Annotated in this window: 11 protein-coding genes; 7 read left to right on the forward strand and 4 right to left on the reverse strand. The window is 39.6% G+C overall.

Going from position 1 to position 15,263, the window contains the following annotated elements; genetic code table 11:
• The first annotated feature begins 72 nt into the window (after positions 1 to 72).
• Positions 73 to 1,584: a methyl-accepting chemotaxis protein gene (locus tag QE450_RS21490; RefSeq protein ID WP_373462058.1), complete on the forward strand. Its 1,512-nt coding sequence runs from the start codon at positions 73 to 75 to the stop codon at positions 1,582 to 1,584.
• Between the two features lie 100 nt (positions 1,585 to 1,684).
• On the opposite strand, the gene QE450_RS21495 is transcribed toward QE450_RS21490, so the two are convergent.
• Both QE450_RS21495 and pyk read right to left on the reverse strand, forming a co-directional pair.
• A complete protein-coding gene (locus tag QE450_RS21495) occupies positions 1,685 to 2,203 on the reverse strand; it encodes a hypothetical protein (RefSeq protein WP_307301989.1) in 519 nt (172 codons plus the stop codon).
• Between the two features lie 185 nt (positions 2,204 to 2,388).
• Positions 2,389 to 3,804 carry a pyruvate kinase gene (gene pyk / locus QE450_RS21500; protein WP_273614457.1) on the reverse strand — a complete coding sequence of 472 codons (1,416 nt, stop codon included), beginning with the start codon at positions 3,802 to 3,804 and terminating at the stop codon, positions 2,389 to 2,391.
• Positions 3,805 to 4,097: 293 nt separating this feature from the next.
• Here pyk and QE450_RS21505 point away from each other — a divergent pair, with 293 nt between their 5' ends.
• Positions 4,098 to 4,880, forward strand: a complete 783-nt coding sequence (locus tag QE450_RS21505; protein WP_274171238.1) for an AraC family transcriptional regulator — start codon at positions 4,098 to 4,100, stop codon at positions 4,878 to 4,880.
• A gap of 15 nt (positions 4,881 to 4,895) precedes the next feature.
• On the opposite strand, the gene QE450_RS21510 is transcribed toward QE450_RS21505, so the two are convergent.
• The gene (locus QE450_RS21510) at positions 4,896 to 5,735 is read right to left on the reverse strand and encodes an AraC family transcriptional regulator (protein ID WP_307301993.1); all 840 of its coding nucleotides are present in this window, start codon (positions 5,733 to 5,735) and stop codon (positions 4,896 to 4,898) included.
• A gap of 200 nt (positions 5,736 to 5,935) precedes the next feature.
• On the opposite strand from QE450_RS21510, the gene melA reads away from it, so the two are divergent.
• The 3 genes from melA (at position 5,936) to abnB (ending at position 11,072) form a co-directional block, all read left to right on the forward strand.
• On the forward strand, positions 5,936 to 7,234 hold the full coding sequence (melA, locus tag QE450_RS21515) for an alpha-glucosidase/alpha-galactosidase (RefSeq protein WP_307301995.1): 1,299 nt from the start codon (positions 5,936 to 5,938) through the stop codon (positions 7,232 to 7,234).
• A gap of 105 nt (positions 7,235 to 7,339) precedes the next feature.
• Positions 7,340 to 8,380 carry a C40 family peptidase gene (locus tag QE450_RS21520; protein WP_307301997.1) on the forward strand — a complete coding sequence of 347 codons (1,041 nt, stop codon included), beginning with the start codon at positions 7,340 to 7,342 and terminating at the stop codon, positions 8,378 to 8,380.
• A gap of 286 nt (positions 8,381 to 8,666) precedes the next feature.
• Complete coding sequence (gene abnB / locus QE450_RS21525) at positions 8,667 to 11,072, forward strand: arabinan endo-1,5-alpha-L-arabinosidase AbnB (RefSeq protein WP_307301999.1); 2,406 nt, start codon at positions 8,667 to 8,669, stop codon at positions 11,070 to 11,072.
• Positions 11,073 to 11,260: 188 nt separating this feature from the next.
• Here abnB and QE450_RS21530 read toward each other — a convergent pair whose 3' ends face one another.
• Positions 11,261 to 12,889, reverse strand: coding sequence for a tetratricopeptide repeat protein (locus QE450_RS21530; protein WP_307302001.1), 1,629 nt, complete (start codon positions 12,887 to 12,889; stop codon positions 11,261 to 11,263).
• A 199-nt stretch (positions 12,890 to 13,088) separates the two neighbouring features.
• On the opposite strand from QE450_RS21530, the gene QE450_RS21535 reads away from it, so the two are divergent.
• Positions 13,089 to 13,757, forward strand: coding sequence for a TetR/AcrR family transcriptional regulator (locus tag QE450_RS21535; protein WP_307302003.1), 669 nt, complete (start codon positions 13,089 to 13,091; stop codon positions 13,755 to 13,757).
• 30 nt (positions 13,758 to 13,787) lie between these two features.
• A complete protein-coding gene (locus QE450_RS21540; protein ID WP_307302005.1) occupies positions 13,788 to 15,263 on the forward strand; it encodes an efflux RND transporter periplasmic adaptor subunit in 1,476 nt (491 codons plus the stop codon).

Raw genomic sequence — 15,263 nt, forward strand, 5'->3', positions numbered from 1 at the left:
GAGACATCGTTTATTAAGGACGTTATTTTTGAATACACAATTTGCATTATTGAAGGAGACAACAAAATGTCTATATTTTCCCCTAGAAAAGCAAGCCTTTCGTTACAATCAGTTATTGAAGCCAGTCAAAACGTTATCACCCAAATTCAACAACAAAAAGAGTTACCTCAATTAAATGTTAAAGATGCTTCCCCAGAAGTACAAGAATTAGTTAAACATATGAATAATGCCTTTGCATTATTGTACGATCAAAAGCAAGATATTTCACTACGTTTGGATCTAGTCACTGAAGCGATTCAAGTTGGATTATGGGATATGAATGTAGTTGCTGGTGATCCGGTGAATCCGAATAATAAATTTACATGGACTGATGAGTTCCGTCATATGATCGGTTATCGTGACGAAAGTGATTTTCCGAATGTATTAGATAGTTGGGCTTCTCTACTTCATCCCGATGAGCAACAATTTGTATTAGATGCTTTTGCCACGCATTTACTAGATCACTCCGGTCGTACTCCTTATGATATCGAATATCGCCTCAAATTAAAAAATGGACAATATCGTTGGTTCAAAGCTACAGGTACAACGATTCGTGATCGTCAAGGTGTGCCTTTACGTGTAGCTGGAGCACTATTTGATATTCATGACAAAAAGTTAAAAGAACAAGAGTTGCAAGCACTTGTTACGCGTTATGATCTGATCAACAAAGCATTGATCGAAGCACCATGGGATATGGAAGTCATTGCAGGCGATCCGGTTAACCCTAATAATGAGTTCTGGTGGTCACCACAATTTCGTTCAACACTGGGCTTCCAAGATGAGAAAGACTTCCCTAACGTATTAAGCAGTTGGAGCGATCGTCTACATCCAGAAGATAAAGAATATTCGTTGAATGCTTTTGCTGCTCACTTGAACGATCATACTGGACAGACTCCGTTCGCTATCGATTACCGTCTACAATTGAAAAATGGAGAATACCGCTGGTATCATGCAGGTGGAGCTACAATTCGAGATAGCAAAGGATTACCGGTACGTGTAGCTGGAACGATTCGTGATATTACATTTGAAAAAAATAAAGATGTTGTTGTAGAAGGCATGAACAGCCGTATGCAACAATTGTCTCAATCGATCAGCGAAATGACAACTGCTATGGCATCGGTATCTGAACAAGCACAAGAAGTCGCTTCGGCTCAAGAGAAATCAACAGAAGCGGCGAATGAAGCGAAAAACAGTGCAGATGAAACCAAAAATATTTCTACCTTTATTCGTGAAATTGCTAACCAAACGAATCTACTAGGATTGAACGCAGCAATCGAAGCCGCACGCGCAGGCGAATTGGGTATGGGATTTGCAGTAGTTGCCGATGAAGTCCGTAAGTTAGCTGTAAACAGTGCTTCTGCAACGGAGAATATCGAAACCAGTCTAAGCGATATGAAAGAGCTGATCGAACAGATTCTAGAGCATATCGGCAATATGACAACGATGACGCAGACTCAAGCGGCGTTAACCCAACAGGTGAATGCTTCGATGGACGAGATTAATCATATGGCAGAGTCGCTTGTTGATTTTGCGAAACAAATTTAAGAGTAGACTCAAAGTTTTGGAATACAGTCTATATATAAAATGAACTACGAAAAAGAGCCTCAATAAGAGTGCTCTTTTTTTATTTCTATATATGCTTATATTAGTCGATCATAACAATCTTCCATTGATGTTGTGGATCTTTTTCAAAATAAAATGTATATACTACTTCTTTTTCTGCTATATCTTCTGCAACGGTTAGTTGACCTTTTACAGGTACAAGGACACGTTTTCCTTCTTTCAATGCCGTATCAATATGTGTGAATGTCATTGTATTGTCGAGCAGATAGTCATGAGCGTTACCCATACCTGTATCTATAGATTGATGAAATTGTTCTATATCTTTAGATACTATCGCATCAATTGCTTTTTTTAGCTTATTGCTCATTAGATCATCTATTAGTGGATCGTTCACTTTATCCCAATTAATTTCATCGCTACTTGATGCTTTTGACTGCTTTGTTGCCTCATGACTATTATCAGAAGTAGCTGGTGCAGTTTCACTGGTCGCTTTTGGCATTGAAGACGGTTGTGATACTAATGTTTCGTTTCCACAAGCAGATAGCAAACTAACGGTAAAAGTTAATATAGCGAGCATACATTTCATTTTATGTATAATCAACACATCCTTTCTAATAGATCTAGACGAATTTCATCTGAAAAAGTACATACTGCATCTAATTATTTATATTATGACTCAAACTTATAGATGCTCAAACAAAAAAAGACCTGTACACCGCCCACTTTTCACAAAGTATCGGGATACAGGTCTTTTTGCTATTCATTCAAATCATTTTAACGATTAAATTACACTTGTTGAACTTTCAGCAAATTCGTATTACCAGATTGTCCAATTGGTACGCCAGCAGACAATACGATAACATCGCCTTTGTTGATATAGCCTGTGTTGATGGCATTACGTGTAGCCGATTCAAACATTTCATCAGTTGTGCTTACTGCATCGCCTTTAACAGGGATAACACCAGACAATAGACATACTTTCGCCATCACTGATTCGTGTTGAGTAACTGCAAAGATCGGCGCTTGTGGGCGGTATTTGGAGATCATACGAGCGGTAAATCCACTCTCGGTCGAGATAATGATCGCTTTAGCCGCTAGTTCAAGCGAAGCACTTACAGCACTCTGGCTGATGACTTCGGTAATATTAGTAGAGTGTTCTGCTCTTTTTTTAGAAAATTGCTCGTAGTAATCGATCATCGTCTCAGCGCGTTGTGCAACAGCCGCCATCGTTTGAACGGATTGTACAGGATATTTACCTGCTGCGGATTCACCAGATAACATCACTACGTCTGCGCCTTGCAATACCGCATTCGCTACGTCACTTACTTCTGAACGAGTCGGACGAGGATTTACTTGCATGGATTCAAGCATATGTGTAGCAACGATAACAGGTTTACCTGCAAGGTTACATTTATCGATCATTTCTTTTTGCATCATCGGTACGTCTTGAATCGGAACTTCTACCCCAAGATCACCACGAGCAACCATAATACCGTCAGAAGCGACGATAATATCGTTCAAGTTAGTCATACCTTCTTGGTTTTCGATTTTAGAATAGATTTGTACATGTTCTGCATTGTTTTCAGCTAGAATGCCACGAATTTCGCGAATATCGTCGCCTTTACGAACGAATGAAGCAGCGATCATTTCGATTTTTTGTTCTAATCCGAAATGGATATGCATAACATCGCGTTCTGTTACTCCTGGCAATGTTGTATGAATTCCTGGTAAGTTTACACCTTTACGAGGTTTGAGTGTGCCACCGCTAATAATATCGCAGAAGATATCATTGCCTCTGATTTCACGTACATTCAGGTCTACCAGACCATCGTCGATCAGAATGCGGTCGCCTGCTTTAACGACTTCATTTAATTCAGCATAGTTTACGCCGATACGTTCAGCATCACCTAGAATTTCTTCTGTAGTCAAAATTAATTGTCCACCTGCACGTAATTCACAGGAAGCTTCTCTTAATTTACCAATACGGACTTCAGGTCCTTTGATATCCATCATAATCGGTACAAATGTATTTAATTCAGCCGCAGCTTGACGTACATTCTGGATACGCATTACATGATCTTCTAACTCACCATGAGCCATATTTAGACGAGCTACTGTCATGCCCGCTTTGATCATTTCTTTTAACATTTCTACAGAATCACAAGCAGGTCCCATCGTACAGATAATTTTAGTTCTAAGCATTGGTTATCCTCCTAGAAGCGATTTTATTTAGTTTACATTGGAATGATTTTCGCACAATAAAATAGATTAACGATTGCGATTAATATACTTAACTGTACGAAAATCATAATGCATATTGGTGTATTTCTATATGCGAAAAAACACTTTTCATAAATTATTGTAACTGTAATACACACAGTACGCTATGAACTATAGTACAATGATTAGACTATAGTACATTAAAAGTGTAAAAAAAGATGTCGGAAATAGTCATATGAGCGGAGCAGACATGCAATAAAGGAGGAAAGTCAGAAATGTTAAAGATTGTTGATGTACAGGAGCATCACACAGTGAATTGGTACGAAAAAGATCATTTAGCCGGACAGATCTATTGTCTCAGTCTGGTGACTTATGGCAAATGTGTATATTGGGTGAATGAGCAGAAGCAGATTATGGAAAAAGGCGAAATGCTACTGATTCCAGCTCATCTTGCTTATTATGGCAAAAGTATTCCAACGATGATGCATACCAAATTAGTGATTTATTTTCGAGTAGAGCAACCAGATCTGGATTTATCGATTTTGCGTCAGCCAGAGCCATTAAGGCTCAAACTGGGCTGTTATGATCTCATTCATGAGAAATTGAAAATGATTATTTCGCAATGGACAGAACATACTCCATATTATGAGTTGATGACTGAAACGTTGTTAATGCAGTTGTTGATTGAGATTAGCCGGGAATATGATCAAAAGCTAATCAGTGGCGATAAGCATCAATTGGTCGATATGATGAAGCATTATATTCAACGTAATTATAACCACCGGATTACCAAAGAACAATTAGGCGAAGTGATTGAGCGAACGCCGAATTATGCCGCTAATCTATTCAAAAGTGTCACCAACCAGACGATCAGTGACTATGTACATCATCAGCGGATGAAGCGTGCTGTATATATGCTAACCGAATCTCAATTAACGATTGCTGAAATTGCAGAATTTTTGGGTTATCGCGATCTGTCTTACTTTTATCGTGTATTCAAGCGGATGATGGGTACTGTTCCTTCTGAATTGATGCATGATCGCCCACCAATCTTGTAAATCAAATACGACCGCCTACAATCGTTCACGAGTCTGCTTGGGCGATTGACCGATCACTTTTTTGAACATTTTAGAAAAAAGAAAAGGATCAGTATACCCGACCGAACGAGAAATATCGCTGATCGATAACTGACTATGATGAAGTAATTCTAACGCTCGTTTCATACGATATTCGATCATAAATTGTTGCAAAGATACGCCAAGTTCCGCTTTGAACAGCCCTGATAAATACGTACGATCCAGACCGACAGCCGCAGCGATATCCAGTACACTGATCTTTTGACTATAACTATTTTCGATATATTCGATCGCTTGTTGCAGATAACGTTCTCTCGAAGGCGTGACCCGTATAGGGGTAGTCGATACTGGAGCACAAGCGATCAATTCATAGATTAACTGATACAACATACCTTGCGCATAGACATCTTCGCCTGGTTCATTGTAAGCCGCTAACAGTTGATCATAGAAATGCTGGAACCATGCTCTACCCTGACTATCATATACAGGATGATCGAGTGTAAGATGTGCGCGTTGCATTAATGATTTGGCGTTGATTCCTTTGAACCCTATCCACGTATAGACCCACGGATCATCAGCATCGGCTTCATAATTCATAATAATATCGGGAAAAATCAAAAATCCCTGTCCTGCTGTAAGAGAATATTCTTTGTCCTGAATACGCAAAACACCTGATCCGCTATGAATATAATGAAGAATATATGAATCTCTAACTCCTGGCCCCCACGCATGGCTTGCTGTACATTGTTCTGTTCCAAAAAATAATAAATTCAAATCCATCGGCGGATAAGATACGGAATGCGTGTAATGCGTATACGGTAAATGGTGAAGCAACATAATATCGATTCCTTTCCACAACAAAATCTCTATCTATATATCATTAGTATATCGTACATACTTCCTTTAGAGATATAAATATAAAATGGGATTATGCCATGTTTATGATCGTTTACTCTATGTTTTTATAAAGCGCTTACCTCTATAGTTAACAGTATCAAAGCAGTCTAATAAGGGATACCTATGGAGGAGTTATAACGATGTCTAAAATTACGTTTATCGGTGCAGGAAGTACAGTATTTGTCAAAAACGTATTAGGTGATGTAATGCTTACACCTGCACTACAAGGATTCGAACTGGCTTTATACGATATTGATGTGAACCGACTACAAGAGTCCGAAAATCTATTAACCAGTATCAAAAATACAGTAGAAAGTACATGCAATATAGTAACGTATACCGATCGCAAAGAAGCATTACGTGGAGCGAAATATGTGATTAATGCGATTCAAGTGGGTGGATACGATCCATGTACAATAACGGATTTTGACATCCCTACAAAGTACGGTTTGCGCCAAACGATAGCAGATACATTAGGTATTGGAGGGATTTTCCGTAATCTGCGTACAATTCCGGTGATGCTTGAATTTGCACAAGATATGCGTGAAGTCTGTCCAGATGCTCTATTTTTGAATTATACAAATCCAATGGCGGTATTAACAAATGTGATGAACACTTACGGGGGCATTCAGACTGTGGGATTATGCCATAGTGTACAGCAATGTATTCCGAACTTATTTGATGCGCTGGGTATAGATCAAACAGGTATTCAAGCGAAAATTGCAGGTATTAATCATATGGCATGGCTATTAGAAGTCACGCGAGATGGAGTAGACTTGTATCCTGAGATCAAACGACTTGCCGCTGAAAAGCAAAAAACCAAACATGATGATATGGTGCGTTTTGAGTTGATGTTGAGATTTGGGTATTATGTGACCGAGTCTTCTGAACACAATGCAGAATATCATCCGTATTTTATCAAACGTCAATATCCTGAACTGATCGAAAAGTTCAATATTCCATTAGATGAATATCCACGCCGTTGTGTAGAGCAGATCAAAGGGTGGAATGATATGAAAGAACAGCTATTTGCAAGTGAACATATTCAGCATACACGTAGTCTGGAATATGCTTCTTATATTTTAGAAGCGATCGAGACCAATACACCTTATAAAATTGGAGCTAATGTAATGAATACCGGTCTGATTCCGAATTTGCCGACTGAAGCATGTGTTGAAGTGCCTTGCCTGGTGGATGCTTCAGGAGTTACGCCTACGTACGCAGGTCATCTTCCACCACAATTAGCTGCACTAAATCGTACGAGTATTAACACGCAGTTGTTGACAATTGAAGCAGCGATTACAGGCAAAAGGGAACATATTTATCATGCAGCTATGCTTGATCCCCATACATCTGCCGAGTTGTCGATAGACGATATTGTAGCGCTGTGTGATGAATTGATTGAAGCGCATGGAGATTGGTTACCTCAGTATAGCTAAAAAAAGGTAAACAGAAATATAGGTAAAGTGGTACTCCTAGTGTGAACAGGCATGGTATGATGGATGCTAACATCACTTTTAAGAACACAGGAGATATTACAAATGATGAGTAAAAAATCTTGGTCGTTGTCGTTGCTCAGCGTGTTACTACTATATATAGGTCTGATTCCGACAGTGTACGGAGCCAGTACAACATCTACATCATCTACAGACCTATGCTCGGCTACTACCAAAGTCCGCAAACATTATATTAATGTCTCTGTAGCTACGCTGTGGAAACAACCAGGTCTGGAGCGTGCGATAGACGCACCTTCATTATCCAATCCGGTCGATATGAAAAAGTGGACATCCGCAATGTCTTCTGTCACGCAGCGCAGATGGTTAACAGGCAAAACAGAAACTCAAGCTTTATATGGTCAAGAAGTACGTATGTTGCAAGTAAAAGGCGAATGGGCGCAAGTTGCTGTAGTCGGACAATCCACACCGAAAAGCAAATATGGCTATCCCGGCTGGTTGCCTAAAGCACAGGTAAGCACATTAAGTACTATGGATTATAGCAAATGTCCGATAGCGATTGTGAGTGCAAAAACAGCTTATGTCTACAAAGCAGATCAAACCACCAAAAGTGTAGAAGTTAGCTTTAACACACGTTTTCCAGTGATTGCGCAAGCTGGCAATTGGATTCAAGTCTGGACACCTAATGAGAATAAAGCATGGATGAAACAATCAGATGTAGTAGTATACGATTCATTACAGGATATACCGAAGCCTACCGGTGCTGATTTGGTAGCGACAGGCAAACAATTTCTAGGATTGCCTTATCTGTGGGCAGGCATATCTGCGTATGGATTCGATTGCTCTGGCTTTACCTCCACCGTGTATGGTTATTATGGTATTGCTTTACCGCGTGATGCATCTGCACAGATCAAAGAAGGTACAGCAGTAAGCTGGAACCAGTTACAACCAGGTGACCTTATGTTTTTCGCTACAAATAATGGTAAAGGCAGTGTTCATCATGTCTCTATGTATATCGGCAATGGACAAATGATGCACTCACCCAAAGCAGGGAAAACAGTAGAAATCATCTCGATCAATACTAGTGCTTATGCTAAAGAATTTGCAGGTGCGCGTAGATATCTTGATTAACATATTGCTTCAAATAAAAGATTAGTTAGAACTCTATGCCTTGTATGAGGTATAGAGTTTTTTTGTTTTCAATCAGTATAAAAATATAAAATAATATAATTCATATAAATATTAATTAATTATATATAAATAAATATTTAGCTTGAAATAATCAAAAATACACTATATATTATTTTTGTAAGCGTTTTAATATAGGAAATCTACAAAAGATGACTCTAGATCACATTATAAAAGATAACAAATATATTAACTATTAAACATCTTTTCATACAAAGGAGATCAAGTAATGACAAAAAATACGTGGACCAAAACAAGTCTACTGGCATTAACTGCTGCACTGCTTTTACCTGTAGGGCCGACATGGGCAAGCGATAATGGTAGTCATCTATCAGCATCTGAGTCGGTACGTACAGCAAGTGACAGCGCAAATAAGCAGAAAGCGCCTACGTATCAGGAAGCTTCTGTGCATGATCCGTCTGTGATTCGTGTAGGCGATGAATTTTATATTTTTGGTTCCCATTTAGCATCTGCCAAGTCTAGTGATCTTATGAACTGGCAAATGATTTCTTCCGGTGTAGCCAATGGCAATCCGTTGATTCCTAATGTAAAAGAAGAACTAAAAGAAACGTTTGATTGGGCGCAGTCAGATACGCTATGGGCTGCAGATGTGATCCAGTTAGCAGATGGTAAATTCTATATGTATTACAACGCATGCAAAGGCGATTCTCCTCGTTCTGCACTCGGTGTAGCAGTCTCGGATAATATCGAAGGCCCTTACAAAGATCAAGGTATTTTCCTCAAATCAGGGATGTGGGGCGAAGCTGGAGCAGGCGGGACGATCTATGATGCAACCAAAGATCCGAATGCTGTCGATCCTGATACTTTTTTCGATAAAGAAGGCAAGTTATGGATGGTCTATGGTTCATACTCTGGTGGTATCTTTATTCTGCAATTAGATCCGGTAAGCGGTAAGCCACTTCCAGATCAAGGATATGGCAAAAAGTTAATCGGTGGCAATCACAGTCGTATTGAAGGGCCGTATATGCTGTATAGCCCTGAGACAGATTATTACTATTTATTTTTATCGTTTGGTGGACTGGATTCATTAGGTGGCTACAATGTGCGGATTGCTCGTTCTCACAACCCAGATGGCCCTTTTTACGATGCGCAAGGTAATGATATGACCAATGTACAAGCTGATCCTTCCAAGCCATTATTTGACGATGCTTCGATAGCACCTTATGGTGTGAAGATTATGGGAAATTATCAGTTTGAACGTGAAATTGGTGATCCAGGTCAGGGGGTTGGAGCTAATGCAGTCTCTCCAGGGCATAACTCCGCTTATTATGATGAGCAAACAGGCAAGTATTTTCTTATTTTCCATTCTCGATTTGTAGATCGTGGGGAAGAGCATGAAGTGCGTGTGCACGAGATGTTTATGAATGATAAAGGGTGGCCTGTTGTCGCTCCTTACCGTTATGCAGGCGAACAAAATGTTGCTTCACCAGTCAAAGCTAGCGATATTACAGGTGAATATCAATGGATTACACAGGATAAAGAAATCAGCGCCAATGTACATTCATCGATATCTGTTGAGTTACAAGATAACGGTAAGATCACAGGTGCAGTACAAGGTACATGGACATTACAAGGTGATCATAACGTACAAATCAATATAGATGGTGTAGAGTATAATGGTGTCTTCCTCCACGAGACAAACCCGCAATCAGGTGATACAACGCTGACACTTACAGCATTATCGGAAAGTGGTATAGGTGTGTGGGGTAGCCAGATGGCACCCAGAAAAGACAAGCAATTCGTATCCGCTGTGGACAAAGATCTGGATCTCGGGGATATTAGCGCTGTGTTCTATAATCTTGATCTACCTGATAAAGGTACGCATAACACGCAGATCACATGGAAATCGTCCAAGCCAGATATCATTTCAGACAAAGGTGTGATCACACGTCCTGAAGCAGGCAAAGGCAATGCCAAAGTGACGATGATTGCAACAATCACCAAAGGCGATGCGAAAAAGAACAAAAATTTTAAAGTGACTGTGCTAGAACAAGGGCGTGGACCTTTGTTAGGTCAGTATGATTTTAACCAGACATCAGGTACAACTGTACAAGACAACACTTATAATCATTATGACGGAGCACTTCATCATGGAGCCAGTTGGAGCACCGCAGGTGTACAAGGTGGAGCCGTAGCACTGAATGGAACGAACGGATATGTACAATTGCCGGGTACAGTGACGGATGGACAAGACTTTACGTTTGCAGGTTGGGTGAACTGGCAAGGCGGAGCTGCATGGCAACGTATTTTGGATTTTGGCGATGGCATGAATAGCTTTATATTTTTGACACCTTCTCAAGGCACAGGGATGCAGTTTACTATTCATCAGCAAAATACCGACCAGAATCTAATCACTTCAACACCGCTTCCGCTCAATCAATGGGTGCATGTAGCTGTTACGATTGAAGGAAATACAGGAAAGTTATATGTAAATGGAAAGTTATCTGCGACCAATGACAAGATGACATTTAATCCAAGTGATTTGATGACACGCGAAGCTTATTTAGGCAAAAGCCGATTTGCAGCAGATGCGTACTTTAAAGGGATGATGGATGAAGTGCGAATTTATAATAAAGCATTAAGTGAACCGGAAGTTCAAGCATTAGCAAAATAAAAAGTACAACTGTTCTTGCAACATCTAAGGATACAAAGAGATAGAGTACAATCAGCTGTAAGTCAAATCGATATACAATCTTTATCCCAAAACAAACAGCGTCGAGTGCTTTGTAGGCTCGGCGCTGTTTGTTTGAGTACATGCTATAACAAAATAGTATCATCGAGTATAGGCGTGACATGATTAGACTAGACAAGATGTAGATGTTGTTCAATCTGATCAGCTTTATGCCAATCTTGTTTGGCTTTGTCTGTTTCTCCTTGAAAATCGTAAATATAACTACGATTGCGATAGTATAATGCGTTTGTGTCGGGATCGCATTCTATAGCTTTACTGTAATCAGCTAGAGCTGCATCATAATCTTTGAGCCGTTGATAAGCATACCCACGATTGTTGTACGATAAAGCATGGGTAGGATCAATAGTAACAGCTTGATCGAGATACTGGATAGTTAATTCATAATCATTGTTTTCTAGGCAATACCAACTACAGTCAAAATAAATCCAGACGGCTTCCGGTTCTATTTCCATTAAGCGATGATAATCGTGAATCACCCATGAACGATACCCTTTAGCTTTGTACAGCGCAATCCGATTAATATAGGCCTGTGAATTGCGTTCATCCAGTTCTAATGCTCTGGCATAGTCATGTAGCGCAAGTTCATCTTCTTGCTGGCATTGATAAGCCCATCCACGACTGACATAGTATTTGGATGTATCAGGATAGAACGAAATCGCTATATTGTAATCTTGAATCGCCAGATCATATTGTTGTCGACCCAGATAAATCAATCCTCTATTGTTATAAGCTCGTGCTTGGTTCGGTTGTAATTCGATCGAGCGTGTATAATCTTCCAATGCTAGATCAGAACGTTCGTACACTTCGTTGTAAATCCAACCCCGATTATAATACGCATCACCATAATGTTGCTCCAAAGCGATATAGATATTCAAATCTTCCAGCGCTAACGCATATTCTTGTAGATCGATATATAAGAGTGCCCGGTTGTAATGCATATCAATATTATAATCGCCACATTCCACTGCTAATTGATAATACTGTAGTGCTAGATCTTTATTGTCTATTTTTCCATAATAAATGCCTAGATTCACATAAGCATTAGCATAATTAGCATCCAGTTCAATCGTTTTCTCGTAATCAGCAACAGCTTGAGTATAGTCATCAACTCTTGCATAAGCGACACCACGATTGTAATAAGCATGTGCATCAGGCTGAAGTTCCACTATCGTATTAGCATATTCCAGTGAACGATAGATATCTTTCTGTACAAAATAAATCTGACAACAATGGTAATATGCATCTAGATGTGCAGGATAACGATCAATCGCCTGATGGTAACTACGCAAAGCTAAATCCCATTTTTGATCTTTTTCATACAGTAAAGCACGTGCGAAATAAGCAATATCATTTTCAGGATGATTCCGAATCGCTTGTTGATAATCTTTGATCGCCATTGCAGGTTGGTGGATCTGTTCATATACTTCTGCACGTACAATATGTATTCTTGCCAGCAGATGACGATCGGTCGTCTGAGCAATAAGTGTATTTAGACGTGCTAGCTGATCATCGCTATGCTCTAATTTACGAATACGATCTAACTGTTGCCCGACATCCTGATACAGATGAAGATTGTGAACCGCTTGCAATTGTATTCTTACAAAACGAATAAGCTTTCGTATCCCTCGCATAGCATAGATCACAAGAGTGATCACCGCAAAAACAATACCTATACCAATAACGATCCATATCGGATTCCATAGATCAGGTGTACTCCAGACCAGAAGGTTATGATTCATCTGCAACATCCCTTAGTATTTTCAAATTTAGGAAATACAATAATTATATAATAAAGTTTTCCATATCATATACGAAAAAAGAAGCTCGAACAACAAAAATTGTCGAAAAAACAGATCTTTCTATTTGACATTGCTATCAATTCATAATATGATTTGACCAGAAAACTAAATTGGTTTTTTGGTCATGGAGGTAAAGCTAATGAATGATATACTAAACCAGAACCACCATTTGGAAGAAGATTTTTGTTTGCAACAAATGGTGCCGCTATTCATTTTTGGATCACTGGAGGATATCATGATGGAAGAAATATATGTAGATGAGAGACGTTTAAAAATTTTAAAAGCAGCCAAACAGGTTTTTTCTTTGTTTGGATATAAAGGAACAACAGTAGAGCATATTGCCAAAACAGCAGGTATTAGCAAAGGCGCTATCTATCTCTTTTTTGAGACCAAAGAAGATATTTTAAAAGCGATTATTCAAAATGTGAATGATGATCTGGCTCAGACGATAGACGACAACATGGCGATCGAAGGAACGATTCATGAAAAGCTTCATCATACAATACAGGGGTGTATGCAGTTCCGCAAAGATCATGAGTTGTTAGGTAAGTTAGAACAAGAAGCGATTGAATACGCGACAGAAGCTTCCAAAAATGCGCTGGAAGAAATCAATTGTGAAACGATTCATATTATAGCCAGCCGTTTGGAAAAAGCAGAACAAGCGAATTTGATCAAAGTACCCGACAAATTATTAACAGCATTTTTATTATGCCGTATGTATGAAGCACTTGTATTTGAGTGGGAGAAGTTCGGAGACCCTTTATCAGCAGAAGAGATTTTGGAACAGATTAAGCGATTTATTTTATAATGATTTTGAGATGATAAGGAGCAGATGAGAATGAAGATACGCAGTTTATCTGCTTTGTGCATAGTCTTAATGATGACTATTTTGAGCGCTTGTTCTACAGTAGATAGCCAAGCGCAAAGTGAAGCGCAAGCAACCGTTGAATTAACAACTGTTAAAAAAGTACCTTTAGATACAACGTATGATCTATCTGGAACATTAGCGGCATCTGATGAATATCCGGTTTCTTTCAAAATTGCTGGTACAGTAGAAGCAGTTAATGGCAGTGTAGGCGATGCTGTGAAGCAAGGAGATGTACTGGCTACTCTCGATCCTGCTGATCTTCAGTTAAAAGTAAGCAATGCTCAGCAAGCAGTCGATCAAGCACAAGCAAGTGTATCCAGTGCACAAGCACAACTAAAAAGTGCTCAAGGTGGACTTAGCAAAGCGCAAGCTTCCAAGCAATCAGCAGCGGCAAGTGTAGCAGCAGCAAATGCCAAAGTCGACAGTGCTCGCGCAGCAGAGCGTGGCGTAACAGATGGAGCGCGTTCTCAACAGAAGAATCAAGCAATTAATGCGGTTAACAAGGCACAGACAACATATAATCAAAATAAAGTGGAAGCAGATCGAGCGTCTACTTTATATCAAAATGGACTGTTAACCAAGCAAGAATATGAACAAGCACAGACAGCAATGCAAGTTGCTCAAGAAAGTCTAAATGATGCAAAGCAACAATTATCATTATTGGTAGAAGGAGCAAGCCAGTCTGATCGTGCAAGTGCAGCCTCAGCAGTGAAAGAAGCGCAAGCAGGTGTACAGTCTGCTCAAACAGGTATAGAGCAAGCAAATGCAGAGGTAGAGCAAGCTCAAGCAGGTATTGCACAAGCCCAAGCTGGAGTAGAACAAGCACAAGCGAGCTATCAACAAGCGATCGTAGCGCAAAAAGAAGCTTCTCTTAATCTATCGAGAACTACACTGAGATCATCGGTTAGTGGTGTGATTTTGGAAAAAGAGATTTCAAGTGGACAGACGATCTCCGCAGGTACTTCTGTATTTACGATCGGCAAAGTGAACCAGCTTAAAGTGTTACTACCGATTGCAGATCAAGAATTGAAAAACTGGAAAGTGGGTCAAAAAGTCAGTATCAATCTATACGATCAAGTACGTAGTGGTATTGTCAAAAAATTATATCCAGCAACCAATAAAAATACAGGTTCTATCAATGCAGAAGTGGTAATCAATAATCCGCAACAAGATTGGAAACCCGGTCAAGTGGTCAAAGCTTCAGAGCAAGCTACAAGACGAACCGGCATCGCTGTACCTGCTTCTGCTGTAGTGAGCACATCGAATAAACCTTATGTATTTGTAAATCAAAAAGGAAAAGCAGTCAAAAAGACTGTTCAGATCGGTGAATTATACAATAATCAGTATGAGATCAAGTCTGGTCTACAAGTAGGTGATCAGATTGTCAGTAGTGGTGCAGATCGTCTGATGGATGGCGATGCGTTGCAAGTACAGAAGGGACAATAA

Origin of the sequence: Paenibacillus sp. SORGH_AS_0306 (assembly GCF_030819345.1) — a bacterium.
Classification (GTDB): domain Bacteria; phylum Bacillota; class Bacilli; order Paenibacillales; family Paenibacillaceae; genus Saccharibacillus; species Saccharibacillus kyungheensis.

Bases quoted from the DNA above. Each gene is read 5' to 3' on its own strand.
- QE450_RS21530 (WP_307302001.1), bottom strand. From the start codon at position 12,889: ATGAATCATAACCTTCTGGTCTGGAGTACACCTGATCTATGGAATCCG.
- melA (WP_307301995.1), top strand. From the start codon at position 5,936: ATGTCTAAAATTACGTTTATCGGTGCAGGAAGTACAGTATTTGTCAAA.
- QE450_RS21510 (WP_307301993.1), bottom strand. From the start codon at position 5,735: ATGTTGCTTCACCATTTACCGTATACGCATTACACGCATTCCGTATCT.
- QE450_RS21505 (WP_274171238.1), top strand. From the start codon at position 4,098: ATGTTAAAGATTGTTGATGTACAGGAGCATCACACAGTGAATTGGTAC.
- pyk (WP_273614457.1), bottom strand. From the start codon at position 3,804: ATGCTTAGAACTAAAATTATCTGTACGATGGGACCTGCTTGTGATTCT.
- QE450_RS21535 (WP_307302003.1), top strand. From the start codon at position 13,089: ATGAATGATATACTAAACCAGAACCACCATTTGGAAGAAGATTTTTGT.
- abnB (WP_307301999.1), top strand. From the start codon at position 8,667: ATGACAAAAAATACGTGGACCAAAACAAGTCTACTGGCATTAACTGCT.
- QE450_RS21520 (WP_307301997.1), top strand. From the start codon at position 7,340: ATGAGTAAAAAATCTTGGTCGTTGTCGTTGCTCAGCGTGTTACTACTA.
- QE450_RS21540 (WP_307302005.1), top strand. From the start codon at position 13,788: ATGAAGATACGCAGTTTATCTGCTTTGTGCATAGTCTTAATGATGACT.